This window comes from Nocardia sp. NPDC046763, from assembly GCF_040645495.1.
In the GTDB taxonomy this organism is placed as follows: Bacteria; Actinomycetota; Actinomycetes; order Mycobacteriales; family Mycobacteriaceae; genus Nocardia.
The window spans coordinates 1-24,553 of the sequence record NZ_JBEYYI010000044.1 but is presented as its reverse complement, the minus strand read 5'-3'; the positions used below and the strand labels follow the sequence as shown (position 1 = coordinate 24,553).

23 protein-coding genes and 3 tRNA genes are annotated in these 24,553 nt (G+C 67.7%); 13 read left to right on the top strand and 13 right to left on the bottom strand.

The features are described 5' to 3' along the window. Positions 1-124 precede the first annotated feature (124 nt). The 5 genes from ABZ909_RS40825 to ABZ909_RS40805 form a co-directional block, all read right to left on the bottom strand. Positions 125-1,177: a fused (3R)-hydroxyacyl-ACP dehydratase subunits HadA/HadB gene (locus ABZ909_RS40825; protein WP_357011324.1), complete on the bottom strand. Its 1,053-nt coding sequence runs from the start codon at positions 1,175-1,177 to the stop codon at positions 125-127. Between the two features lie 199 nt (positions 1,178-1,376). Then, entirely contained in the window at positions 1,377-1,547 is a 171-nt protein-coding gene (rpmG, locus tag ABZ909_RS40820; RefSeq protein ID WP_029925945.1) for a 50S ribosomal protein L33, read from the bottom strand. Between the two features lie 42 nt (positions 1,548-1,589). Then, positions 1,590-1,662: transfer RNA gene (locus ABZ909_RS40815), tRNA-Met, on the bottom strand. Between the two features lie 80 nt (positions 1,663-1,742). After that, positions 1,743-1,815: transfer RNA gene (locus ABZ909_RS40810), tRNA-Thr, on the bottom strand. Positions 1,816-2,148: 333 nt separating this feature from the next. Next, positions 2,149-2,233, bottom strand: a tRNA-Tyr gene (locus tag ABZ909_RS40805). A gap of 138 nt (positions 2,234-2,371) precedes the next feature. Between ABZ909_RS40805 and ABZ909_RS40800 the strand changes: the two genes are divergently transcribed. Then, a complete protein-coding gene (locus ABZ909_RS40800; RefSeq protein ID WP_354850771.1) occupies positions 2,372-2,863 on the top strand; it encodes a YajQ family cyclic di-GMP-binding protein in 492 nt (163 codons plus the stop codon). Here ABZ909_RS40800 and htpX read toward each other — a convergent pair. Together htpX and ABZ909_RS40790 are read right to left on the bottom strand one after the other, a co-directional pair. Next, entirely contained in the window at positions 2,860-3,741 is an 882-nt protein-coding gene (gene htpX, locus ABZ909_RS40795) for a zinc metalloprotease HtpX (protein ID WP_357011285.1), read from the bottom strand. The two genes, ABZ909_RS40800 and htpX, sit on opposite strands and share 4 nt — an antisense overlap. A 200-nt stretch (positions 3,742-3,941) precedes the next feature. Further along, positions 3,942-4,964 (bottom strand): polyprenyl synthetase family protein, encoded by a 1,023-nt coding sequence (locus ABZ909_RS40790; protein ID WP_357011283.1) that lies wholly within the window; start codon positions 4,962-4,964, stop codon positions 3,942-3,944. Between the two features lie 557 nt (positions 4,965-5,521). Here ABZ909_RS40790 and ABZ909_RS40785 point away from each other — a divergent pair. After that, on the top strand, positions 5,522-6,748 hold the full coding sequence (locus tag ABZ909_RS40785) for a geranylgeranyl reductase family protein (protein ID WP_357011322.1): 1,227 nt from the start codon (positions 5,522-5,524) through the stop codon (positions 6,746-6,748). Further along, on the top strand, positions 6,745-7,164 hold the full coding sequence (locus tag ABZ909_RS40780) for an AraC family transcriptional regulator (protein ID WP_357011281.1): 420 nt from the start codon (positions 6,745-6,747) through the stop codon (positions 7,162-7,164). Before ABZ909_RS40785 ends, ABZ909_RS40780 begins: the two co-directional genes overlap by 4 nt. Before the next feature lie 3 nt (positions 7,165-7,167). Here ABZ909_RS40780 and ABZ909_RS40775 read toward each other — a convergent pair whose 3' ends face one another. Next, positions 7,168-8,811 (bottom strand): hypothetical protein, encoded by a 1,644-nt coding sequence (locus ABZ909_RS40775; protein WP_357011279.1) that lies wholly within the window; start codon positions 8,809-8,811, stop codon positions 7,168-7,170. A gap of 217 nt (positions 8,812-9,028) precedes the next feature. Between ABZ909_RS40775 and ABZ909_RS40770 the strand changes: the two genes are divergently transcribed. Continuing rightward, positions 9,029-9,478 carry a VOC family protein gene (locus ABZ909_RS40770; protein WP_357011277.1) on the top strand — a complete coding sequence of 150 codons (450 nt, stop codon included), beginning with the start codon at positions 9,029-9,031 and terminating at the stop codon, positions 9,476-9,478. Between the two features lie 208 nt (positions 9,479-9,686). Here the strand turns inward: ABZ909_RS40770 and ABZ909_RS40765 are convergent, their stop codons facing one another. Then, complete coding sequence (locus ABZ909_RS40765; protein WP_357011275.1) at positions 9,687-10,190, bottom strand: DUF2505 domain-containing protein; 504 nt, start codon at positions 10,188-10,190, stop codon at positions 9,687-9,689. Positions 10,191-10,280: 90 nt separating this feature from the next. Here ABZ909_RS40765 and ABZ909_RS40760 point away from each other — a divergent pair, with 90 nt between their 5' ends. From ABZ909_RS40760 to ABZ909_RS40745, 4 genes are all read left to right on the top strand, one after another. Then, positions 10,281-10,724 (top strand): DUF3592 domain-containing protein, encoded by a 444-nt coding sequence (locus ABZ909_RS40760; RefSeq protein ID WP_357011320.1) that lies wholly within the window; start codon positions 10,281-10,283, stop codon positions 10,722-10,724. A 166-nt stretch (positions 10,725-10,890) separates the two neighbouring features. Continuing rightward, entirely contained in the window at positions 10,891-11,592 is a 702-nt protein-coding gene (locus ABZ909_RS40755; protein ID WP_357011318.1) for a demethylmenaquinone methyltransferase, read from the top strand. A gap of 155 nt (positions 11,593-11,747) precedes the next feature. Then, positions 11,748-16,388, top strand: coding sequence for a molybdopterin-dependent oxidoreductase (locus ABZ909_RS40750; RefSeq protein ID WP_357011274.1), 4,641 nt, complete (start codon positions 11,748-11,750; stop codon positions 16,386-16,388). Positions 16,389-16,571: 183 nt separating this feature from the next. After that, complete coding sequence (locus ABZ909_RS40745) at positions 16,572-17,594, top strand: alpha/beta hydrolase family protein (protein ID WP_357011272.1); 1,023 nt, start codon at positions 16,572-16,574, stop codon at positions 17,592-17,594. Between the two features lie 4 nt (positions 17,595-17,598). Here the strand turns inward: ABZ909_RS40745 and ABZ909_RS40740 are convergent, their stop codons facing one another. Next, complete coding sequence (locus ABZ909_RS40740; RefSeq protein ID WP_357011270.1) at positions 17,599-18,633, bottom strand: aldo/keto reductase; 1,035 nt, start codon at positions 18,631-18,633, stop codon at positions 17,599-17,601. Positions 18,634-18,717: 84 nt separating this feature from the next. On the opposite strand from ABZ909_RS40740, the gene ABZ909_RS40735 reads away from it, so the two are divergent. Continuing rightward, a complete protein-coding gene (locus tag ABZ909_RS40735; protein WP_357011268.1) occupies positions 18,718-19,416 on the top strand; it encodes a TetR/AcrR family transcriptional regulator in 699 nt (232 codons plus the stop codon). 55 nt (positions 19,417-19,471) lie between these two features. On the opposite strand, the gene ABZ909_RS40730 is transcribed toward ABZ909_RS40735, so the two are convergent. Continuing rightward, on the bottom strand, positions 19,472-20,050 hold the full coding sequence (locus ABZ909_RS40730; protein WP_357011266.1) for a TIGR03086 family metal-binding protein: 579 nt from the start codon (positions 20,048-20,050) through the stop codon (positions 19,472-19,474). Positions 20,051-20,239: 189 nt separating this feature from the next. On the opposite strand from ABZ909_RS40730, the gene ABZ909_RS40725 reads away from it, so the two are divergent. Together ABZ909_RS40725 and ABZ909_RS40720 are read left to right on the top strand one after the other, a co-directional pair. Next, on the top strand, positions 20,240-20,458 hold the full coding sequence (locus tag ABZ909_RS40725; protein ID WP_357011264.1) for a hypothetical protein: 219 nt from the start codon (positions 20,240-20,242) through the stop codon (positions 20,456-20,458). A 105-nt stretch (positions 20,459-20,563) separates the two neighbouring features. Beyond that, complete coding sequence (locus tag ABZ909_RS40720) at positions 20,564-20,791, top strand: hypothetical protein (protein ID WP_357011262.1); 228 nt, start codon at positions 20,564-20,566, stop codon at positions 20,789-20,791. 21 nt (positions 20,792-20,812) lie between these two features. On the opposite strand, the gene menD is transcribed toward ABZ909_RS40720, so the two are convergent. Further along, a complete protein-coding gene (menD, locus tag ABZ909_RS40715; RefSeq protein WP_357011260.1) occupies positions 20,813-22,447 on the bottom strand; it encodes a 2-succinyl-5-enolpyruvyl-6-hydroxy-3-cyclohexene-1-carboxylic-acid synthase in 1,635 nt (544 codons plus the stop codon). 88 nt (positions 22,448-22,535) lie between these two features. Here menD and ABZ909_RS40710 point away from each other — a divergent pair, with 88 nt between their 5' ends. Beyond that, positions 22,536-23,363: a siderophore-interacting protein gene (locus tag ABZ909_RS40710; protein WP_357011258.1), complete on the top strand. Its 828-nt coding sequence runs from the start codon at positions 22,536-22,538 to the stop codon at positions 23,361-23,363. A 132-nt stretch (positions 23,364-23,495) separates the two neighbouring features. Here ABZ909_RS40710 and ABZ909_RS40705 read toward each other — a convergent pair whose 3' ends face one another. Next, a complete protein-coding gene (locus ABZ909_RS40705; protein WP_357011256.1) occupies positions 23,496-23,942 on the bottom strand; it encodes a hypothetical protein in 447 nt (148 codons plus the stop codon). A gap of 351 nt (positions 23,943-24,293) precedes the next feature. Between ABZ909_RS40705 and ABZ909_RS40700 the strand changes: the two genes are divergently transcribed. Continuing rightward, a partial coding sequence (locus tag ABZ909_RS40700; protein ID WP_357011254.1) for an enoyl-CoA hydratase-related protein occupies positions 24,294-24,553 on the top strand: 260 nt, incomplete at its 3' end.

Here is a 24,553-nt window from a genome sequence, read left to right as displayed (position 1 = left end):
CACACAACACGCGCGCCGCTCCTCGGAGCAGCGCGCATCGGCTGGTGACCCCAGATTCCCGAGTGTACGTTACCCCGCGTGGCGACCGCCAATCGGGGTGTCGCAGCGTACCTCGGGTCGAGAGTCAGGCCAGCTGCACCGTTGCGGTGGCGCGGCCGAAGATCTTGCGCCCCTCCGACTTCGCCACGATGGCGACGACGGCGGTGCGGGTCTCCGGGTCTACGGACTTGACCTTGCCGGTGTACTCGATCTCCGCGGGACGGTCGATCGGGACGTAGACGGGGCTGGTGAAGCGGACGTTGTACTCCTTGACCGCGCCCGGGTCGCCGAGCCACGAGGTGACGAAGCCGCCGCCCAGGCCCATGGTCAGCATGCCGTGCGCCACAACGTTTTCCAGGCCGACCAGCTTCACGACATCGTCGCTCCAGTGGATCGGGTTGGCGTCGCCGGAGACGCCGGCGTAGTTCACCAGATCACCGCGGGTGAGACGAACCACGCGCGCGGGCAGTTCGGCGCCGACGGTCACATCCTCGAAGCGGCGGACGTGCTTGCTCGCGACGATCGTGCCGGTGGTCGCGATCTCGGCCGGCGGCGGGGGCGGCGGCACGTCGGCGGTGCGCGGGTGGTGCTCCGGACGCTCCTCCGGGCCGACGCCGTGCATGAGCACGTTGCGTACGGCGGCACCCATATTGGGATCGATGTCACCGCCGCTGCGGCCGATGAGGGTGGTGTAGGTGGTGAGGACCAGCTCGTCGTTCTGGGCGACCACATCGTTGCGGGTGACGATGATGTCGCCGCCGAAGGCCTGCCGGAAGGAGTGCAGGTAGACGATGCAGGACAGCTGGTCGCCGGCCCGGATGGGCCGGTGGAACTCCAGGATCTGATCGGTCTGCATGATCTGGCTCAGGTCGTAGCCGGTGATGATCTGCTCGAAGAGCCTGCGCTGGGCCAGGATTCCGACCAGCGAGATGAAGGTGAGGGGGGCGACCAGCCCGTCGTGACCGTGGCTCTTGGCGATGTCCTCGTCCCAGTGGACCGGGTGGTAGTCCTGCACCGCGCGGGCGTACTCACGCACCTTCTCGCGACCGACCTCGTAGTAGTCGTCGACGCGGTAGTGGTGGCCGACCATGGCGGCAGCGTGTGCGGCGGGGTCGAAGACCTCGCTGGAATCGACCATGTCGGCCTCGGTGTCAATGTCGATGTTGCTCGTCACGGCAGGAAGTCCCTATCTGATCCCCGGAACGGGATCGGGCGAGAGCGCTGAACCACCGCTATATACGCCAAATGCCGGACCGGCGCCACTGTCTCTTTCTAAGAGACTAAGTGACCTGCCGATCCGGCACTGTCATCCACGCGGTAGATCGCGCGGGTTTAAGTTAGCGAGACTCTCGGTGCGCCCGGTGGGTACCGCAGTTCGGGCAGAATTTCTTCAGCTCGAGGCGGTCCGGGTCGTTGCGCCGGTTCTTCTTGGTGATGTAGTTGCGGTGCTTGCACTGCTCGCAGGCCAAGGTGATCTTTGGCCGGATATCAGTGGACTTCGCGGCCACGATTGCCTTCTTTCCGGTCAGCCTGATTGGGATATCAGTATGTAGCGATGGCCGGACTTGAACCGGCGACACAACGATTATGAGTCGTTTGCTCTACCGACTGAGCTACACCGCCATCTGTTGTCGGTACTGACGGCGGGAAGGTCCCGGGTCCTGCAACGAGACGCCGAGTCGGTCACCACCGGCAATCCGGCGAGCCCCCTAACGGAATCGAACCGTTGACCTTTTCCTTACCATGGAAACGCTCTGCCGACTGAGCTAAGGGGGCGTGTCTGTCTTGCTCCGGTCTCGGCCGGGGCGCTGACGACTTGAACGAGATTACACACATCCTCGCCGACTATCCAAACCGTGTGGTCAGAGCAGTTTTGAGCCACCCAAAGGTTCGCAGCCCGGCTCAATTCCGGACCGACGAAGCGCGGGAGCGAAGCGGACGGAGCGGCCACCCAAACGTTCGCGGCCCGGCTCGATTCTGGACTGACGGAGCGGGGGAGCGAAGCGGAGGAGCGGAGGAGGGAAGAATCGAGCTTGCAGGGCCGCGAACCCGCCGAAGCGAAGCGGAGGCCAAAAAAGAGCCCCGTGGACTCTTATCCACGGGGCTCTCTGGTGGCGGATGAAGGATTTGAACCTCCGAAGCATTACGCGGCTGATTTACAGTCAGCTCCCTTTGGCCGCTCGGGCAATCCGCCGGGGTACGCCTTGCAGCGCTCCAGCAGAATACAACGAACCCACGCCCGGAATGCAAACCGGCTGGATACAGCCATGCCGAAGGGGCTAGCGTCGGCGTGGAACATCCCGAATATCCGAGTCTCGGACAGGAGAAGAGTGTGGCGGATTCGTCGTTCGATGTCGTCAGCAAGATCGATCGCCAGGAGGTGGACAACGCCCTGAACCAGGCCGCCAAGGAGCTGAGCCAGCGCTACGACTTCCGGGGCACCGGTGCGAGCATCGAATGGTCGGGCGAGGAGAAGATCATCCTCAGCGCCGAGTCGGAGGATCGCGTCAAGGCCGCCCTGGATGTGTTCAAGGAGAAGCTGATTCGCCGCGACATCTCACTCAAGGCGTTCGACGCGGGTGATCCGCAGGCCTCCGGCAAGGTGTACAAGATCACAGGAACCCTGGTGCAGGGCATCACCACGGAGAATGCGAAGAAGATCGCCAAGAAGATCCGCGACGAAGGCCCCAAGGGCGTCAAGGCGCAGATCCAGGGCGAGGAACTGCGGGTCAGCAGCAAGAGCCGCGACGATCTGCAGGCGGTCATCTCGCTGCTGAAGGGCGGCGACTTCGATATCGCCCTGCAGTTCGTGAACTACCGCTAGTAATTGCGGTTTCCACCAGCCATCTCCTCGAGGCGGGCGATACGGTCCGCCATCGGGGGGTGGGTGGAGAACCAGCGGGCCATCCGATCGCCGTTGCGGAACGGGTTGGCGATCATCAGGTGCGACTGAGCGGTCAGCTGGGGTTCGGGGGGCAGCGGGGCGGCCTGGGTGCCGCGTTCCAGCTTGCGCAGGGCCGACGCGAGGGCCAGCGGGTCGCCGGTGAGTTCGGCGCCGTCCTGGTCGGCCTGGTACTCCCGGGAGCGGGAGACGGCGAGTTTGATGAGCGAGGCCGCGATCGGGCCCAGCAGCGAAACCAGCAGGATGCCAATGATATTCGGGCCCTCGCCGTCCCGGCTGCCGCCGAAGGCGCCCGCGAAGAAGGCCAGGTTCGCCAGGCCGGAAATGACCGAGGCGAGCGCGCCGGCCACCGACGAGATCAGGATGTCGCGGTTGTAGACGTGCGACAGTTCGTGCCCCAGCACCGCGCGCAGTTCCCGCTCGTCGAGGAGCTGCAGGATGCCGGTAGTGCAGCAGACCGCGGCATTGCGCGGATTGCGGCCGGTGGCAAAGGCATTCGGCGCATTGGTGGGGCTGATGTAGAGGCGCGGCATGGGTTGCCGTGCGGCCGTGGCCAACTCGCGCACGATGCGATACATGGCCGGGGCTTCCAGCTCCGTCACCGGCTGCGCGTGCATGGCCTTCAACGCCAGCTTGTCGCTGTTGAAGTAGGCGTAGGCGTTCATGCCCAGGGCCAGCACGATCGACAGGATCAGGATCGTGGGATTGCGGAACATCGCTCCCGCGAACACGATCAGCGCCGACATCCCTACCAGCAGCCCGAACGTCTTCAACCCGTTCGCATACCCGTGCCCATGCATGCTTACCCGCCTCTCCGCGACTTTTGCCGGCAGTTGGGTGCCCGGAGACTTGGCAACCGGACTCACGCTGGGCACCGAACCAGTTCTGGGCGTACCCGGTGAGTTACCCGGATCCTCACCAAATCAGTCGTTCCGTTACACCAGGTCAACGATCTCGAGCCGCGTTGAAGTTCCCAGTTGTTCGACTGATGGGTTTCGGATCAGCCGACGCGTTCGATGGTGTAGCGGACCAGGTGCTCGAGGGCCTCGTTGGCCGGGCCGGCGGGGAGAGCCGAAAGTTCGGCGTGGGCGATGTCGGCGTAGCCGTGCAGCTTCTCCTTGGCCAGCACCAGGCCGCGGGAGCGGGACAGCAGGTACAGGGCCTCGTCGACCTCGGCGTCGGTCTCCAGCGGGCGGGCCAGCAGCTTGCGCAGGCGGTCGCCCTCGGCGCCCTCGTCGCGCAGGGCGTAGAGGACCGGCAGGGTGTGGACGCCCTCGCGCAGGTCGGTGCCGGGGGTCTTGCCGGACTGCTCGGACACCGAGGAGATGTCGATGATGTCGTCGGCGATCTGGAAGGCCGTGCCCACGGCGTCGCCGAGGCGGGCCAGCCGCTCCACGTGGTCGCGATCCGCGCCGGAGAAGGTGCCGCCGAAACGGCCGGCGGCGGCGATCAGCGAACCGGTCTTCTCCCAGACCACGCGCAGGTAGTGCTCGACCGGGTCCTGGGACTGCCGGGCGCCGATGGTCTCGCGCATCTGGCCGGTGACCAGCTCGGCGAAGGTCTCGGCAATGATGCGGACCGCGTCCGGGCCGAGGGTGGAGACCAGTCGCGACGCGTGGGCGAACAGGTAGTCGCCGGCCAGGATGGCGACGCTGTTGCCCCAGCGCGAGTTCACGCTGGGCGCGCCGCGGCGCATGGACGCCTCGTCCATGACGTCGTCGTGGTACAGGGTGGCCAGGTGCACGAGCTCCACCACGGTGCCGGCGGTGACCAGGTCGGGGCTGGTCGGGTCGGGGCCCAGCTGACCGGTCAGGATGGTGAACAGGGGACGGAACCGCTTACCGCCGGCCTTGGCCAGATGCAGCGCCGCTTCCTGCAGGAACTCCTCGCCGTCGGACAGCTCGGTGATCAGCAGATCCTCGACCTCGATCAGGCCCTTGCGCACGGTCGCCGCGAGCTCGGGATCGCCCAGATCCACCCCCGCGACCACGGTGCTCTCCTCGCTCACAGCTGATGCGCTCATTTCATCTCCCAGTGCCGCGTCCGACCCCACGCCAAAGAACCTAGCGTGTGGACCGATCACCCCCTATGGACACCACCGTAGTGCGACGCACGAAACACTGTGTTCGATTGCCCTCCGCTTCGCTCCGGGCGAGGTTCGCGGACCTGAAGTCTCGATTCTTCCCTCCTCCGCTCCTCCGCTTCGCTCCCCCGCTCCAAGGCGGAGGTCTATTCCAGCCGCGGTCCAGAATCGAGACGGCCGCGAACCTTTGGGCGGATCTTGTTCGGGCAGTCAGTCCGTGTTGGGGGATCCGCGGTGGAGGCGGACCGCGTCGACAGCGATTGTGATGTGCTGCAAGTATTGACGCCATGCGCTCACCGGATGACGACCCGAGTATGCCGCGCCTGCAGGTTCGCGGCCCGTCTCGTTCTGGACTGAGCGGAGCGGGGGAGCGCAGCGGAGGAGCGGAGGGAGGGAAGAACGAGACCTCCAGGGCCGCGAACCCGCCGGAGCGCAGCGGAGGCAAATTAGACACAGCACCCGCCCGGAGCGAAACGGAGGCCAAATCAGACACCGCTCTGCCGGCGCACGCCGAGGTCCTGGTGGTCGGGGCGGGGCCTGCCGGGTCTGCGGCGGCCGCCTGGGCCGCGCGGATGGGCCGGGATGTGCTGCTGACCGATTCCGCGGTGTTCCCGCGCGACAAGACCTGCGGTGACGGGCTGACCCCGCGTGCCACCGCCGAACTCGAGCATCTCGGGCTGGGCGACTGGGTGCGGGCGCACACGGTCAATCGCGGCCTGCGGATGGCCGGGTTCGGGCGGGAGGCGCTGCTGCCCTGGCCGGACGGGTCGTTCCCCAGCTATGGAAGCGCCGTTCCGCGAACCGAACTCGACGACAAGCTGCGCGAGACCGCGATCAAGTCCGGCGTGCGGATGGTGGACGGGGTCAAAGTGGTGGAGGTGGCCCGCGAGGGCGACCGGGTCACCGGGGTGACCGTCAAGACCGACGCCGGCCTGCGGGCGGTGTCGTGCGACATCCTCATCGTCGCCGACGGCGTACGCTCCCCCGTCGGAAAACTGCTGGGCCGCACCTGGCATCGCCGGTACGCGTACGGGACCGCGGCGCGCGCCTACATCAAGTCCGAGCGCAGTGACGACGAGTGGATCACCTCACATCTCGAATTGCGGAGTGCGAACGGGGAATTGATTCCCGGATACGGCTGGGTTTTCCCGCTCGGCAATGGCGAGGTGAATATCGGCGTCGGCTCGCTGGCCACCGAAAAGCGTCCGTCGCATATCGCCTTGAAACCACTGCTGCAGCACTATGTTTCGGAACGCCGCGCGGAGTGGGGATTCGAGGGCGAGGCGCGGGCGGTGGCGTCGGCGCTGCTGCCCATGGGCGGCGCGGTGTCGAATCTGGCCGGGCGCAACTGGGCGCTGGTGGGCGACGCGGCCGGATGCGTGAACCCGCTCAATGGCGAGGGCATCGACTACGGTCTGGAGGGCGGGCACATGCTCGCCGGAATCCTGGACCAGCACGATCTGACCCATATCTGGCCGGAGCTGCTGCGGGAACGCTACGGCCGCACCTATTCGGTGGCGCGGCGGCTGGCGGGGCTGGCCACCCACCCGCGCACGGTGCCGCTGGGCGGGCCGCCGATGATGCGGTCGAAGCTGTTGCAGCGCACCGCGGTCCGGGTGATGGGCAATCTGGTCACCGACGAGGACGTGGACCTGACCGCCCGGCTGTGGCGGGGTGCGGGCCGGGCCTCTCTGCGTATCGACAAGATCCAGCCGTTCTCGTGAGCGCCCGGCCGGTTCCCGAAGGGCTGCTGCCGCATCTGCGGCGAGCGCGGGATCTGGCCGACCGGCACTACGCGGAGCCGTTGGATCTGGACAGTCTGGCGGCGGCCGCGGGGGTGTCGAAGTTTCACTTCCTGCGATGTTTCGCGGCGACATACGGCAAGACGCCCGCGGTGTATCTGGCCGAGCGCCGGATCGAGCGGGCACAGGATCTGTTGCGCGCCACCAACGTGACGGTGACCGAGGCCTGCATGCTCGTCGGCTACAGCAGTCTCGGGTCGTTCAGCAGCAAATTCACCGAGCTGGTGGGGATGTCGCCCTCGGAGTATCAAGCGAAATTCGCGGCCGAGGGCGCACCCCATATCCCGGGTTGCTACATCTTCATGCACGGTCTCTCGGATCGGAAACCGCCTGTGTAGCAGCTATTTCGACGGCAGGACATGAGTGCCGGTCTTGTCCGTCGAGAGCGCCAGCGAGCTGATGTACTGGATCTCGCCCTCGGGTCCCGGGACCGCCGAGGCGATCATGTCGGGGCGCTCGAATTCCATGCCGGTGACGGCGCAGGTGAGGGTCTCCCCCGACGGGTTGCCGTGCTCGTCGAACATGGGCAGCTCGATGCCGTCGTGGTCGCGGCGCAGGTAGTACTCGCCCTTGGTGAGGATCGCGGTCAGCGGGGTCGCCAGGAACGAAACCACCACGGCCACAATGGGCGAGTACGGTTTCAGGGTCTCGCCGAAGATGCCGAAGAAGGTCATGATCGACAGCACCGCCGACAGCCCGAAACCGACCAGGCCGACCGGGTTGAAGTCGTAGAGCATGCCGCGCCGGAACTCCGGCTCCTTGGGCGAGATCTTCAGCACGTACTTGTTGATCGCGATATCCGTTGCGACGGTGACGATCCAGGCGATGCCGCAGTTTGCGTAGAAGCCGAGGATGTTGTTGAGGAAGTCGAACATGTTGGCTTCCATCAGGATCAACGCGATGGCCAGGTTCAGGCCGAGGAAGACGATGCGGCCCGGGTAGGTCTTGGTGACGCGAGTGAAGGAGTTGGTCCACGCCAGCGAACCCGAATACGCATTGGTCACATTGATCTTGATCTGGCTGATGACGACCAGCGCCACGGCCAGGGTCATGGCCAGCCAGGACGGCATCATGTCGCGGTAGATCTCGAGGAACTGGTGCACCGGCTGGTTGGCGATGTTCTGCGCGCCGGGCAGATTCGCGATCAGGTAGACCGCCAGGAACAGGCCGACCACCTGCTTGATGGCGCCGAAGAGCACCCAACCGGGTCCGGCCAGCAGCATCCAGCCCCACCACCTACGGGCGTTCTCCGGGGTCCGGGGCGGCATGAAGCGCAGGTAGTCGATCTGCTCGGCGATCTGGGCGATGAGCGAGAGGCAGACGCCGGCGGCCAGCAGCGCGCCGGACAGGCTCACGCCCTTGCCGTCCTGGCCGCCGTAGGACAGGAAGGCGCCGACCGAGTCCGGGTGGCGCACCAGCAGGAAGCCGAACGGCAGCACCATCAGGATCAGCCACAGCGGAGTGGTCCACACCTGCAGCTTGGCCAGGGTGTTCATGCCGTAGATGACCAGCGGGAAGATCATCACCGTGGACACCAGGTAGCCGATCGGCAGCGGCACGTGCAGGCCGAGTTTCAGGCCCTGCGCCATGATCGAGCCCTCGAGGGCGAAGAAGATGAAGGTGAAGGAGGCGAACACGATGTTCGTCACCACCGACCCGTAGTAACCGAAGCCGCTGCCACGGGTGATCAGGTCCAGGTCGATGTTGTAGCGCGCCGCGTAGTAGGCCAGCGGGAAGCCGGTGAGCATGACCACGATTGCGAAGATGCCGATGCCCAGCAGGGCGTTGCCGGTGCCGTTGGCGATGCCGATGTTCGCGCCGATCGAGAAGTCGGCCAGGTAGGCGATGCCGCCGAGCGCCGAGACTCCGACCACCGCCGGACTCCATTTGCGGTAGCTGCGGGGTGCGAACCGCAGCGTGTAATCCTCCAGCGTCTCTTTCGACGCGGCGACCGCATTGGCCGCGGGTGTTTCGACTTGAACCACCGGCACTCCTCGTTCGGGCTCGTCACGAGCTTTTTTCCGATTCGAGGGTGGTCACCGAATGTTGATCTCGGCTTTCCGATCCATTGCGCGGCTGTTACGGCAGGCTCACCGAGGTTCCGAGTGTGTGAACTCGGCTATCGGGACGCGAATCCGCCCGGCACGGAAACGCGCAATTTCGGAGAAGCCCGCGCGGGCCGGCCGTCCATAGGCTCTAGGCATGACGACCATCACCAATGTCTCGCTCGTGACCGTGTACGTGATCGATCAGACCGCCGCGAAGCAGTGGTACATCGAGAAGCTGGGTTTCGTGGAAGCCAGCGATGTGACCATGGGCGACAACGGCTTCCGCTGGGTGACCGTGGTGCACCCGAACCATCCGGAGCTCGAGATCACGCTGATGATCCCCGGTCCCCCGCTGGACGACAATCTGGCCGAGGCCATCCGGCGGTCCATGGCCAACGGCACGCACGGCGCGCTGGGCCTGCGAACCGACAACTGCCAGAAGGCCTTCGAAGAACTCACCGCCAAGAACGTGGAGTTCGTGCAGCCGCCTTCGGAACGCCCCTACGGCGTCGAAGCCATCATCCGCGACAACTCCGGCAACTGGCTGGTCCTCGTCGAACCCCGCGAATTCGACCCCGCCACGGCCCAGTTCGGCCCACAGTAAACCAGGCACCGACAATGAGCCGGACGAGGGACGACGCCTCTCGAATGACCGCTGAACGTTCGCTCGATAATGACCGCTGAACGTTCGCGGCCCGGCTCGGTCTGGACTGCGCTCCGCATCCCACGCTCGGAGCGGGGGAGCGAAGCGGAGGGCAATCGAACACCTCTCGTGGATGCGGGACCACCCCCGCATCCACGGTTTACCGGGATCAGGCGTCCTGCGCGGCGAACCAGGATTCGACGGACTTGCGCTCGCTGTGGATGATCTTCTTGAACAGGTTCTCGACCAGCGGTTCGATGGCCCCGCCGACCAGCGGGACTTTCACGTCCACCGTGCCGGTGGCCTCGATCTCGGAGCCTCCGGCGATGGGTCGCAATTCGAACGCGCCCGCCAGATTGGTGGTGATGCCGCCCGAGCGGCCGCTGAAGCCGCCCTTGGCGACGCCGTCCGCGAGCGGGCCCCAGGTGTCGGTGCGCTCGAGCATGAGCTCGCTCTTGAGAACCTTCTTGACGATGCCGGGAATCTGGTCCTCGGACACCTTCTCGGTCATGCGGATCCGGATGGTGCCCGGGCCGTCCGGGTGGGTGAGCTCGAGTGTGGCGGTGGTCGCCTCGGCGAAGCGGGCCTGCCACATCTCGTCATTGATCAGTGCCCGGTGAAGCTCTTCGACCGGAACGCTGTACTGCACGGTGAAGCTGAATTTTCGGGACATGGCGAAGACCGTAGCCCAGCGATGGAATAGCCTGCTGAAGTGTCGGAAACTAGCCAGTCTCATAGCGCTGAACAGCGGCGGGCGGTTCGGTTGCGGAGGGCTCGGATCGGGGTCGTGATCGCCGCGGCCACCATCAGCTTCCTGGCTGTGCTGCTGGTGCTGGCGGCCTGGCGCGACGACCACCTGATCAACTCCGACAAGGGCGTGACCAGCGCTGAAGTCCTCTCGGCGGGCACGCTGCGGTCCGCGGTCATCTTCGTGACGCCCGACGGCGAGACGCACAATCCGAAGACCGGGGTGCTGTACCCCACCAAACTGACCGTCGGCGAACGCATCAATGTCGAATACCGGCGCAGTGATCCCGATCTCGTACGCGTGGCGGGTCGCGATGCGCGTGTTGCGATCATCCCGGCGCTGTCGGTCATCGTGGTCTCCTGGGCCGTCGCCATCCCCGTGCTGTGGCTCCTCGGCTCGCCCCCGACCCGGTGGCTGGGCGCGTTGCGAGCAAAACTGCGAACTAAGCTGCGGCGGTAGAAGAACCCGGCCACCACCCACAGGTTCGCGGCCCGTCTCGATTCTGGACTGCGGCTCCATAGGCCAGCGCCTTGGAGCGAGACGGGGAGCGAAGCGGAGGAGCGGAGGAGGGAAGAATCGAGACCTCCGGGGCCACGAACCCGCCCGGAGCGAAGCGGAGGGCAAAATTAACAGAGCATCGTTTCGGGCCCAGCTGGACAAGCAGCCGCGCGACGTCGCATCCATGTTCGACGGTGTTGCCAAGCGGTACGACCTGACCAATTCGGTGATCTCCGTTGGCCAGGACAGGTATTGGCGCTGGGTGACGCGCAAGGCACTGGGCCTGCGGCCCGGCGAGCGGGTGCTGGATCTGGCGGCGGGGACCGGCGTCTCCACCCTGGACCTGGCCAAGTCGGGCGCGTGGGTGCTGGCCGCGGACTTCTCTCAGGGCATGCTGTCGGCCGGACGGCACCGCAATGTGCCCATGGTCGCCGCCGATGCCATGGCACTGCCCTTCGCCGACGACTCCTTCGACGCGGTGACCATCGCCTACGGCCTGCGCAATGTGGCCGACCCGGATCTGGCGCTGCGCGAGATGCTGCGCGTCACCAAGCCCGGCGGGCGGCTGGTGGTGGCCGAGTTCTCCACACCGACCTGGGAACCCTTCCGGACCATCTACATGGAGTACCTGATGCGGGCGCTGCCGCCGCTGGCGCGCGCTGTCTCCAGCAATCCGGACGCCTATGTGTATCTGGCCGAGTCGATTCGGGAGTGGCCGAACCAGCCGCAGCTGGCGCTGCGGATCGCCGACGCCGGATGGTCCTCGGTGCAGTGGCGCAATCTCTCGGGCGGGGCCGTGGCCCTGCACCGGGCGTACAAGCTGGGCTGAGCGAAACCGAGTCCGGAGCGCTGACCTGTGGCGTTGCTCACGGCAGCGTCCCGACCTGGGCCTCACGGTCACGAAAAACGGCTGTGAGGTGGATTGTCATCTGGCGATAACGTTCGGTAAATCCGCTGCAACCCGGGGTGGCTTAACTCGGAACCATGCCGGAACAGCCCACTCCCCCGACGAGTACCCGGACCGCGTGCTCGTACTGCGGGGTGGGCTGCGGCATCACCGTCGAAACCAAGCCCGGGACGCACGGACTGCCCGTGATCGCCAAGGTGAAGGGCGACAAGGACCACCCGGTGAATGCCGGGCGGCTGTGCACCAAGGGCAATACGCACGCCGAACTGATGGCCGCGCCCGGCCGCATGGAGACCGCCTACCGCCGGCCCGAACGCGGCCAGCCGCCGGTGCCCATGCCCGTCGACGAGGCGATTCACGAAGCCGCACAGCGGCTTCGCGTGATTCTCGACACAGACGGACCGGACGCCATCGCCCTCTACGTGTCCGGCCAGCTGTCGATCGAGGCCCAGTACCTGGCCACCAAGCTCGCCAAGGGCCACCTGCGCACCGTGCACATGGAGGCCAACTCGCGGCTGTGCATGGCCAGCGCGGCCAGCGGGTACAAGCTGTCGCTGGGCGCGGACGGGCCGCCCGGGTCCTACGACGACCTCGATCATGCCGACCTGTTCTTCGTCATCGGCGCGAATATGGCCGACTGCCACCCCATCCTGTTCCTGCGCATGGCCGACCGGCTGAAGGCGGGCGCCAAGCTGATCGTGGTGGATCCGCGGCGCACCGACACCGCGGCGCGCGCCGACCTGTTCCTCCAGATCAAGCCGGGCACGGATCTCGCGCTGCTGAACGGGCTGCTGCACCTGCTGGTCGAGAACGGCGACATCGACGCCGAATTCATCGCCGAGCACACCGAGAACTGGGCGGGCATGCCCGAGTTCCTCGCCGCATACACCCCGTCGATGGTGTCCGAGGAGACCGGCATCCCCGAGGCCGACATCCGCACCGCCGCCGCCTGGATCGGTGCGGCCGGCGAATGGATGTCGCTGTGGACCATGGGGATCAACCAGTCCACGCACGGCACCTGGGCCAGTAACGCCATCATCAACCTGCACCTGGCCACCGGCGCCATCTGCCGCACCGGCAGCGGCCCCTTCTCGCTCACCGGGCAGCCCAATGCCATGGGCGGGCGCGAAATGGGTTACATGGGACCGGGATTGCCGGGACAGCGCAGCGTGCTCGCCGACGCCGACCGGGCCTTCGTGGAGGCCGAATGGGGGCTGGCGCCGGGCACCATTCGCGCCGAGGCCGGGCCCGGCTCCATCGAGATGTTCCGGGAACTGGCCGACGGGAAGATCAAAGCCTGCTGGATCATGTGCAGCAATCCCGTTGCCTCCATGGCGAATCGGCGCACCGTCATCGCCGGTCTGGAGACCGCCGAGCTGGTGATCGCCCAGGACGTGTTCACCGACACCGCCACCAACGCCTACGCCGACCTGCTGCTGCCCGCCACCCTGTGGGCCGAGGCCGACGGGGTGCAGGTGAGCTCGGAACGCAACCTGACCCTGCTGCAGCAGTCGGTGGAACCGATCGGCGACGCGCGCCCGGACTGGCAGCTCATCGCGCAGGTCGCGACGGCGCTCGGCTTCCCCGGGTTCGAATACGCCTCCAGCGCCGAGATCTTCGACGAGATCCGGCGATTCGCCAACCCGGCCACCGGCTACGACCTGCGCGGCATCGACTACGACGGGCTGCGGGCCGGGCCCGCGCAGTGGCCGTGCCCCGATCCGACCCAGCGCCGCAACCCGATTCGCTACCTGAATGACGGGGTCAGCCAGACCCTGCACACCGACGCGCACGGGCACACCCCGCGACTGGCATTCGCCACACCCAGCCGAAAGGCCGTGTTCTGGGCGCGCCCGCACCTGCTGCCCGACGAGATGCCGGACGAGGATCACCCCTTCGTGCTCAATACCGGCCGCCTGCAACACCAGTGGCACACCATGACCAAAACCGGGAAGGTGGCGAAACTGACCAAGCTCAATGGCAAGCCCTTCCTGGAAATCCACCCCGGGGACGCCGCCCGCCTCGAGGTGCACACGGGCGACCAGCTCGAAATCACCTCCCGCCGCGGCCGCGCCGTGCTGCCCGTCCAGGTGAGCGACCGTGTCCTCCCCGGCACCTGCTTCGCCCCGTTCCACTGGAACGACGAGCAGGGCGAATACCTGACCATCAATGCCGTCACCAACGACGCGGTCGACCCGATCTCCCTGCAACCCGAGTTCAAGGCCTGCGCGGTCCGGCTGCGGAAGGTGGCGGCCCTGACCGCGGCGGTGCCCAGTGGCACCGGCAGCGAGGGCGGGCTGACCGGCCGCGTCGCCGATGCCGGCGGCCGCCGCGCCGCGCACGCCGACCCGTTGTTCGCGGACCTCTATCCGGCCGGGGCGGGTAGTGGCTCCGCCCTCACCGGTTCGGTGCCGGCGGGTTTCGGCGCACCGTTCATCGCGGGCTTCGGGGAACCCGACTGGTCGGCTGTTGTCGCCCCCGGTACCGCGAGCGGACCGCATCCCCTGGCGCTCATGCTCGGGTTGGAGACCGGTGTCGCACCGACGCTGACCGAGACCGAGCGCATCTATCTCGGTGGATATCTCGCGGCGCTGCAGAGCCTGCCGGTCAGTGGCGTCCCGGTGCTGCCCGAGACCGCGCCGATCTCGGAGCGCAGCCGGGTGTGGATCGACGGACTGCTGGGCGGCATGTATTCGCGTGGGGCGCAGCACTACTCACCGGCGCTCGACGGTGCAGCGGGCAGCAGCCCGTCGGACACCACGGGTGCGGCCACGACCGCGGCGACGCGCACGGTGACCGTGCTGTGGGCGTCGCAGACCGGGACGGCGGAGGAACTGGCCGCCGCCCTGGCGACCTATCTGGCCGATTCGGGATTCACACCGCGCCTGCTGGACATGGATTCCGCCGAACTGTCCGACCTGACGGGTGATGTGCTGGTCATCAGCAGCACCTTCGGCGACGGCGGACCGCCCGACAATGGCGCGGACTTCTGGGAACGCCTGAACGACAGCGCGATCCGGCTGACCGGCATGCGGTACGCGGTCTTCGCGCTGGGCGATTCCTCGTACGACGACTTCTGTGGCCACGGCCGCAAACTGGACGAACTGTTCGAGAAGCGCGGAGCCACTCGCCTGTTGCCGCGCGTCGACAGCGAACCCGATCACGAGGACCTGTCCGCGGCCTGGTTCGACGCCGTGGCCGACGTCCTCGCCCGGGTCGCGGACCACGCCGCCACGTCGGCTGGTTCGGGACCGGACGACCGTTCCGCCGGTGGAGCCGGTACCACACCGGGCCGCGGCAGCAATCTCGACCGGTCGGGCGGCGTCACCGGGTTCGGCGGGCCCGCAGCGGGTGCTCAGAATTCGGATGGTTCGGCCGCCCGGCCTGGCGACGTGCCGCCGGGGTGGGGTTCCCCCGGTTTCGGCCCGAATTCCACCCCCATCGGCAGTGACGGCCAACTCGGCGCGGCCGGGTCGGCGCGGCCGCACCGGTCCGATGCGATCACGCCGGGGTCCACCGCACCGCGGGCCGGATCCGACACGATCACCGGCCTCGCGCCGGGGCGGCGGACACGCGCGACCGCCGCCACGCCCTTCACCCGGAATTCGCCGGTGCTGGCGAAATTGGTCCGCAATGAACTGCTTTCCCGGGGCGGTTCCGGAAAAGAGGTACGGCAGTTCGGTTTCGATCTGAGTGATCCCGAGGCGACCTACGAGGTCGGGGATTCGCTCGGGGTGCGGCCCGCGAATTGTGAAGCGCTGGTGGCGGAGTGGCTGGCGGTGGCCGGTCTGGAGGGACGGCGGCTCATCGAGGTCGAGGACCGTGAGGTGGCGCTGGCCGAGGCGCTGCGGACGCACTACGACATCACGCGGGTGAGCACGGATCTGCTGTCGTTCGTGGCCGAGCACAATGCCAGCCCGCGGCTGGCCAAGCTGCTGCGCCGGGACAATCGCAATGAGCTGGACGGGTATCTGTGGGATCGGCAGGCGGTCGACGTGCTGCGCGATTTCCCGGTGCGGGCCGATCTGGTCGAGTGGCTGGGCACGCTGAAAAAGCTGCAGCCGCGCCAGTATTCGATTTCGTCGAGTCCGCTGGTGAGTCCGCGCGAGGTGCAGCTGACGGTCGGCGTGGTGCGCTACGGCGACCCGACGGCCATCGGTTCGGCGGCTCGGCGCGGCGGGGTGAGTTCGACGTTCCTGGCCGATCGCGCCCACGCGGAGGTGCCGATCTTCCTGCAGCGGGCGCCGCATTTCCGGCCGCCGCTGGATCCGAACGCGCCGATGATCATGGTCGGTCCGGGTACCGGTATCGCGCCGTTCCGCGGTTTCCTCCAGGAGCGCCGTGCCCTCGGCTGCCGGGGGCGCAATTGGCTGTTCTTCGGCGATCAGCACGCCAAGGACAATTTCTATTACCGCGCCGAACTCGAGGACATGTTCCGTTCGGGATTCCTGACCCGGCTGGATCTGGCGTTCTCCCGGGATCAGCGCGAGCGGATCTATGTGCAGCACCGGATGATCGAGCACGGCGCGGAATTGTGGGCGTGGTTGCGCGAGGGCGGTCATTTCTATGTGTGCGGTGACGCCGCGCGCATGGCCAAGGATGTGGACGACACCCTGCTGAAGATTGCCCGCATTCACGGCAAGCTCGGCGAGGACGGCGCGCTGGCATTCAAGAAGCAGCTGGTGGCCGAGAAGCGCTACGTACGCGACGTGTACTGATCCGGTTGCCCGCCGCGGCATCGGTCCGCCGATTCCGGCCTCCACAAATGTGAAACTGTGGTATTTGTAACTCGCCTGTCCAGGCTCATGTGGATGGGCGGGCCGTCACCGGGGCGGTTGCCAGGAACGCTGAGGGCAGGTGCCTTGAACCGTCGGATCAGTCGAGTCACCGGACGATTGACGGTGGCGGTGCTCGCGACCGTCGCCGCACTGGGCTTGTCGGGCCCCATACCCGCCGTTGCGGACGATCCCACCGCACCCGGTGTCTCGGTCCCGGATATGAAGACCGACGACGGCTCCTTCATCAAGAGCGTGGCCGTCACCGACGACCGCCACGTCACCTTCACCGTCTACTCCGCCGCCATGAACCAGACCTTCCCAGTCGAGGTGCTGCGCCCGGCGGACACCTCCGAGCCGCGGCCCACCCTCTACCTCCTCAATGGCGCCGGCGGCGGCGAGGACGCCGCCACCTGGCAATTGCGCACCGACGCACTGGACTTCCTGAGCGACAAGAACATCAATGTCGTGCAGATCATCGGCGGCAGATTCAGCTGGTACACCGACTGGCTCCAGCCCGACCGCGCGCTCGGGGTCAACAAATGGTCGACCTACCTGGGCAAGGAATTGCCGCCATTGATGACGGCCGCACTGACCAGCAGTGGCAACAATGCCATCGCCGGCATCTCGATGGCCGGTCTGCCCGTACTGAATTCGGTCATCTTCAATCCCGGGCTGTTCCGTAGCGCGGCCGTGTACAGCGGCTTCTTCCAGACCATCACGCCGATGGCCCGGGAAGCCATCAAGATGGTCACCGAGCTCTACGGCGGCGGCAAGGTCGAGAACATGTGGGGCCCCGAGGGCGGACCACTGTGGGTGGCCAACGACCCCACCCTCAATGCCGAGAAACTGCGCGGTACCAACCTTTTCATCTCCACCGGCAACGGCATTCCGGGCGCCTTCGACATGCCCGGTGCGCGCGGCCGGATGGAAGCGCCCGCGGACACTCCCAAGACCGTGGCACTGGGCTCCCTCATCGAGGCGAATTGCGAACTGTCCACGGCGATTCTGCAGAAACGCCTGGAATCCCTGAATATTCCGGCGACATTCGAGTTCCGCAGCAGCGGCACCCACATCTGGGGTTACTGGCAGGACGACCTGAAGACCTCCTGGCCGGTGCTCGCGCAGGGACTCTTCCCGAACCCGTGAACCCTTACACCGCCGGCGGATTGAGCCGGGCGAAGTCCGGGAGCCGGTAGTACGGGTAATAGGGATAGGGCGGGGTCACCGCGCTCGCCTTGTCCAGCCGGGCGAGCTGGTCGGCGTCGAGACTCCAGCCGACCGCTCCGAGATTCTGGCGCAGCTGTTCCTCATTGCGCGCGCCCACGATGACCGTGGCCACGCTCGGCCGGCGCAGCAACCAGTTCAGGGCGATCTGCGGGACCGTGCGGCCGGTTTCGGCGGCGATCTCGTCGAGGACGTCCACGACGTCGTAGAGCAGTTCGTCGCGCACCGGCGGACCCGCCTCGGCGGTGGTGTGCAGGCGGCTGCCGGCCGGAAGCGGTTGTCCGCGACGGATTCTGCCGGTGAGACGGCCCCAGCCGAGCGGGCTCCAGACCACCGCGCCCACCCCCTGATCCAGGCCGAGCGGCATCAGTTCCCACTCGTAATCACGGCCGACCAACGAGTAGTAGACCTGGTGCGCGACATAGCGCGGGAAGCCGTACCGGTCCGCGGCGGCAAGGGATTTCATGAGCTGCCAGCCCGCGAAATTGGAGGCGCCGACATAGCGGATCTTGCCGGAGCGCACCAGCTCGTCGAGCGCCGCCAGCACCTCCTCGACCGGCGTGCCCGCGTCGAAGGCGTGCAGCTGGAACAGGTCGAGGCGATCGGTGCCGAGCCGCCTCAGTGAGCCCTCGACCGCCGAGATCAGCCGGGCGCGACCGGATCCGGCGTCGGACGGGCCGGGACCGGTGGGCAGCGAGGCCTTGGTGGAGAGCAGCAGCTGATCGCGGCGGCCCCGGATCGCCTCGCCCAGCACCTCTTCCGAGGCGCCGTCGGAGTAGACGTCGGCGGTGTCGAACAGGGTGATGCCCGCGTCCAAGCCGATGTCCACCAGGCGACGGGCCTGCCGGGCGTCGGTGTCACCCCAGGCGGAGAAGAGTTCGCCGCGGCCGCCGAAGGTGCCCGCACCGAAGCTCAATGCCGGAACCAGCAGACCCGAGGCGCCGAGCCGACGGTATTCCATGACCGCACTCCTAACGGAACTGTAGTTTCATTAACCTGGTCGACGCTACACTCGTCTCGCCACAAATGGAACTGGAGAACCGTTATGAGCCGCGACACCCGCGCAGAGGGCAGCGAGACGCCCACGGCGGACCATGCCGACCCGACCCCCGGCTCGGTCCGCCCGGGCGGGCGCACCGCCCGCATCCGCGAGTCCGTGCTGCGCGCCGCCGGTGACCTGCTCGCCGAACGCGGCTTCGCCACCCTCGATCTCGCCGAGGTGGCCGCGCACGCCGAGGTCGGCAAGACCACCGTCTACCGCCGCTGGCGCACCCCGGCGGGACTGGTCGCCGACCTGCTGGCCGACATGGCCGAAACCTCACTCCCCCGCAGCGATACCGGCAGCCTGCGCGGGGACCTGCTCGCCAATGCGCGGCTGGTCGGGAAGACGCTCACCGATGCCCGGCAGGGACGCCTCTTCCGGGCCGTCATCGCCGCCGCCACCAGCGACGACACCGCCGCCGCGGCCCTGCGCGCCTTCTACGACACCCGGCTGACCGAATGGTCCCCCTGCGTCGAGGCGGCCGTCGCGCGCGGCGAGGTCCCACCCGGAACCGATCCGCGCGCAGTGCTTTCCGCCGTCTCGGCCCCGCTCTACTACCGTCTGCTGGTCAGCGGCGATCCGGTCGACGAGGCGGCGATCAGCACGGCGGCGACGGCCGCCGCACTCGCCGCGGAACAGGGCGTATTCGCCTCCGGCGCAGCGACATCCGCGCACCGGGACGCACGGACGTCCGCGACCTGAGGCCCGCGCGCGCCACCCCTCGCCGCGCCCGCGGGCCGCGTCCCCGAGGCGCGGATCAGTCCCGGCTCCAGGACGGATCGCGGCCCGTCAGTCCGAGAACGCGATCGAACAGCGGAGCCTCCGCGGGAATGTCGACGACGGGACCGAAGAGCCCCGGAATCCCCTCGCGGGGCGTATCGCGCAGCATGCCGAGCAGCACGGCCAGATCGGCCGGGGACGGATCGTAGGACTGCCCGGTCGCGCGGGCCAGATCCCAGCCGTGGATCACCAACTCGTCCAGGGCGAACATGGCCATCTGCTGCGCGGGCCCGAGCACCCCGCCCACCTCGGTCTCGCCGGACCAGGCCACCGGCTCGCGCCAGGCGGCCACCAGGGCCTTCAGTTGCACGGAAATCCGGTCGCGCCAATCCTCGGGCAGCGTCCCGACCCCGGGCGCCGGCGGCTGGGAGCGGCCGATCATCTCCTTGGTGGCGCCCTGCCGGAAGGCCTCGGTGAAGCCCACCACGTGAACGAGCATGTCGCGCACGGTGATCTCGGACGGTGTGCGGCGGTCGAAGTCGGCCTCGGAGATGGCGGCGACGACCGCCTCCACCGCACCCGCCGCGGCCTCCAGATCGAATGCCGGAGCTGTCATGGTTCCTCCCGGGGACATGCCGAACCACCCGGTGCGGCCCGGTCACCGATAAGGACGGGGCGGGGCCGCGGAATTCATCGCGGTGGCCCGGAATGTGCTTGCAGCGCGACGTCGCAACCGGTTCGTTAGCCGGTATCAGCAGCGAAAGACGCTGGTAGGGAGGAGAATTGATAGATGAAAGGTGATCGCGTGGAGATCGTCGTCGACACCGGCGACGGATCTCGGAACTACGAAATCATTGCCACCAGAGCGGGCCGGCGCATCGAGACCCGCATCGCGCGGGGAATCGTGGAAGTCAGCGAAGTGACGCGAACCGGCAGCTCCGTCCGCACCGCCCGGTTCATGGCGGGCCGGGTGCTGGCCCTGGTCGAATACCCCGCCGAGGACGCGGCATTGCCGGGCGAGTGAGGCCGGGCGAGTGCTGCCGGACGGTTGCCGACCGGGGTGGAACAGGGGGATGCTCGAAGGTGCCCGGCCGCACGGCCCGCCCACCTCGGCAGAGAGGAGCCAGCGATGATCGATCGCATCGACGCAGTGCCCGAGGCCGACTACGTAGAGCAGAGCACTCCCGCCTATCCGGCGGACGACGTGAACTCCGAGACGCCGGAATCGGATTCCGAGATCACATCGCTTCCCGCCGACGACAATGGCTGGACCGCCTCCGAAGGGGACCTCGTCGAACAGGCGATCCCCGTGCCTCTGGACGACGACTACGACGACGAGGCCGGCGGCGGGTACTGACCGGCGCCGTTCGCGTCCAACCTAATTCGATACGCCCGCCCGCACCGTCGCGTGCAGCTCTCGCAGGCTCGACCGCTCGGTGGCGACCTCCAGCACGCGGATCCCGTGCGCGTTTCTGGTCAGCTCGACGGCCAGCTCCACCGGATCGACCTGCCGGTGCGGAATCCGGTAGGCGGCGCACAGCGCGGCCAGATCCATGCCGTGGGGGGTGCCGAAGACCCGCTCGAATACACCCGCGTACTGCGGGTCGCCCTGCTCGAGCAGTTCGAAGATGCCGCCGCCGTCGTCATTGGCGACCACGATGGTGAGGTCCTCCGGCCGCGGCTCGCCCGGGCCGATGAGCAGGCCGGACGCGTCGTGCAGGAAGGTGAGGTCGCCCATGAGCGCGACGGTGCGGCCCGGATGGGTGAGGGCCGCGCCGACCGCCGCCGAGACGGTGCCGTCGATGCCGGCCACGCCGCGGTTGGACAGCACCCGGACGCCGGGCCGCGGCTGGGAGACCAGCGCGGCGTCGCGGACCGGGTTCGAGGCGCCGAGCAGCAACTGGTCGCCGTCGTGCAGGGTGTCCATCACCACGGCCGCGACATGCAGACCCGTCGGCTTCGGGTGTCCGGCCAGCTCCGCGCGCACCACGGTGACGGCCTTCTCGTTCAGATCCCGGCACAGCTCCAGCCACTCCGTCCGCGGCGCGCCGTGGGTGACCGCGCGGGTGCCGGTGCCCACCACATTGCCGGACACATCGGGCCAGCGCGGGCCGGTGGTCAGCGCATACACGGTGATCTCCGGGTCCGACAGCACCCGCGACACCTGCCGGTGCAGCGTGGGCCGGCCGGTGATGATGGCCTGCCGGGGCCGCAGCAGCGGCAGTGCCAGCGGATGCAGCGCCGGGCCGTGCATGGGCGCGGTGGGTTCGGCGACCGTGGGCAGGGCCGCGAGTTCGGGGCGATGGCCCGCGCCGTGACCGGAGATGACCACGGTGTCCGGGGTCAGATCGATGTCCAGCGGGACATCGAGGGTCGCGTATTGCGTTGCCGTCCAGGGCTCTTCGTCCTGCCGGCCCGGGGGTAGCAGGTCACCGGCGGCCAGGTCCGGCACCAGCGGTTCGCGCAGCGGAATGTCGAAGTGCACCGGCCCGGCATTGCCGGAGCGGGTGCCGCGGGCGGCGGCCAGCACGCGGCAGACCGCGGAGCGCCACACGCTGTTCTGCTTCGAGTACTGATCGTCGCCGGGCTCGGTCTCGGCCAGCCCCAGGCTGATGGCGGCGCGCACCTGGCTGCCGAAGAGGCCGAACTGCTCGACGGTCTGGTTCGCCCCGGTGCCGAGCATCTCGTACGGGCGGTTCGCGCTCAGCACGATCAGCGGGATGCGGGCGTAGTTGGCCTCGAGGACGGCCGGGCCCAGATTGGCCACGGCGGTGCCGGAGGTCATGACGACAGGCACCGCGCGGCCGCCGGCGGCAGCCAGGCCGACGGCCAGGAAACCCGCGGAACGCTCGTCGATGCGCATGTGCAGCCGGATCCGCCCGGCCTGGTCGGCCGCCTGTAATGCGAAGGCCAGCGGCGCATTTCGAGATCCGGGGCACAGGACGACATCCCGCACTCCGCCGCGCGCGAGCTCGTCGACGACGACGTGCGCCTGGGCTGTCGAAGGATTCACGCCTCCAGCCTCTCAGACAGCGGCCTGCCGTGCTGCGTCGGCCCGCTCACACCCGCGCCAGCAAGTTAGGGTTTGCTAACCTAAGCCAATGGCAAAGCGCAGCAAGCATGTCAAGCCCGAGCACCGTGAGATCCTCACCGCGGAGGTTCTGGCCAGCAAACGGATCAGCCCCCATTTCGTCCGCGTCACCCTCGGCGGCCCGGGCCTGGCGGGATTCACCGCAATGGGCTACGACCAGTGGTTCCGGCTGTTCATGCCCGGACGCGACGGCAACCTGCGCCTGCCCACCTCCGCGAGCAACCTCGGCTGGTTCGCGCAGTACCTGATGATGGGCAAGGAACACCGTCCGCTGGCGCGCAACTACACGGTGCGGAATTACCGAGCGGCCGGTTTCGGGGAGTTCGGCAGCACGGCCGAGATCGACATCGATTTCGTCTCACACGGTGACGACAGCCCCGCCTCCGTGTGGGCGAACAGCGCCACGCCCGGCTGCCAGGTCGGCCTGCTGGACGAGGGCATCACGTATCAGGCTCCCGACCACAGCGATTGGACACTGCTGGTGGGTGACGAGAGCGCGCTACCCGGGATCGCGGGTGTGCTGCGGTCGCTGCCGCGGGATGCCAGGGGCGCGGCGTATCTCGAGCTTCCATCCGCCGAGGACCGGCAGGAACTGGGCGAACCCGAAGGCGTACAGGTGAACTGGCTGGTCCGCACGGATCCGCACGGCGAGATCGGCGCACTGGCGGCGGAAGCCGTGCGCGGGGCGGACCTGCCCGGTGCGGGCGTCTATGCCTTCGTCGCGGGCGAGCAGAAGCTGGCCGCGGGAGTGCGGCGGCAGCTGGCGCAGGAGCGCGAAATCCCCAAGGCGGACATCACTTTCACCGGCTATTGGCGGGTGGGCAGGTCCCAGGGCTGAACCGGCTCACGGGCCGGAAGAAGGCGAGTGCCCCCGAACCACCTCGGCGGGCATTCGCTGTCCACGTGCGGCAGTGCCGCGGACCATGACTGTTCGCGGCCCCTCGCCGGGCCGCGAACCGGTCGCTCTTGATTAACCAGCGTGCTTCTGGACCAGGTTACCCAGGCGCGGAAGGGCCTCGGCGACATGCTTCTTCGCCGACGAGCGCATGGAGTTGTAGACCTTGGTCAGTGCCGGGCGCGAGGACGCCTCGGCCCGCGCGTCGGTCACCGACAGCAGCGCGTCGGCCACCTCGTCCTGCTTGGAGACCAGCAGATCGGCGAACGACCCGGCGCCACCGTTCTTGTACTCCGCCCAGAACGGCTCCAGCTGCTCGACGAACTTGGGCGCGAAGGACTCCAGTGCGTCACTCACGATCGAAGGGCTGACCTTCTTGATCGCGGCGTAGCCGCCCTTGACGACGAGGCCCGACGCGCCGCCCTTGTCCGACACCTCCTCGTCAAGAACCTTCTCCGCGTCGGCGATGAAGGCCGGACGCTTGGCGTCATCGAGCAGGGATTCAGACAGTGCTGCAACCACTTTCAGGTTCCTCCGGATAGATTTTCGATGAACGAGCGCACGCAACTATACGCACCGGTGTCCCCGCACACACGATGCCAATGCGCTGCTACTGCCTCAGCAGCAACAGCACTGTAAGCCCTCCGCAATCGATTGGCAGCGTTTCACTTTCGGTTACCGATCGGTCGGAGTTCTCTCCGTACCGATAGCAAGCATCCGACCGAGCTTCGGACAACCCCGCCCGCTAACAATCAGCGTGCTTGCCGGATGGCCGAATTCCGCCGCCGTCACTCCGGGGTGACGCGCAAAACCCCGCGCCGAACTGCGGTGGGTCTGCACCACGCCGGGAACCGGAACAGTATGTTCACTCCCGTGACCTTCAATGCGACGCTGTGGCGGCCCGTCCCGGGATTCGAGAACCTCACCGACATCACGTACCACCGGCACATCGAGCAGGGCACGGTACGGATCGCCTTCGATCGCCCCGAGGTACGCAATGCCTTCCGGCCGCACACCGTCGACGAGTTGTATCGCGCTCTCGACCATGCCCGGATGAGCCCCGACGTCGGTGCGGTGCTGCTCACCGGGAACGGCCCCAGTCCCAGGGACGGCGGCTGGGCCTTCTGCTCCGG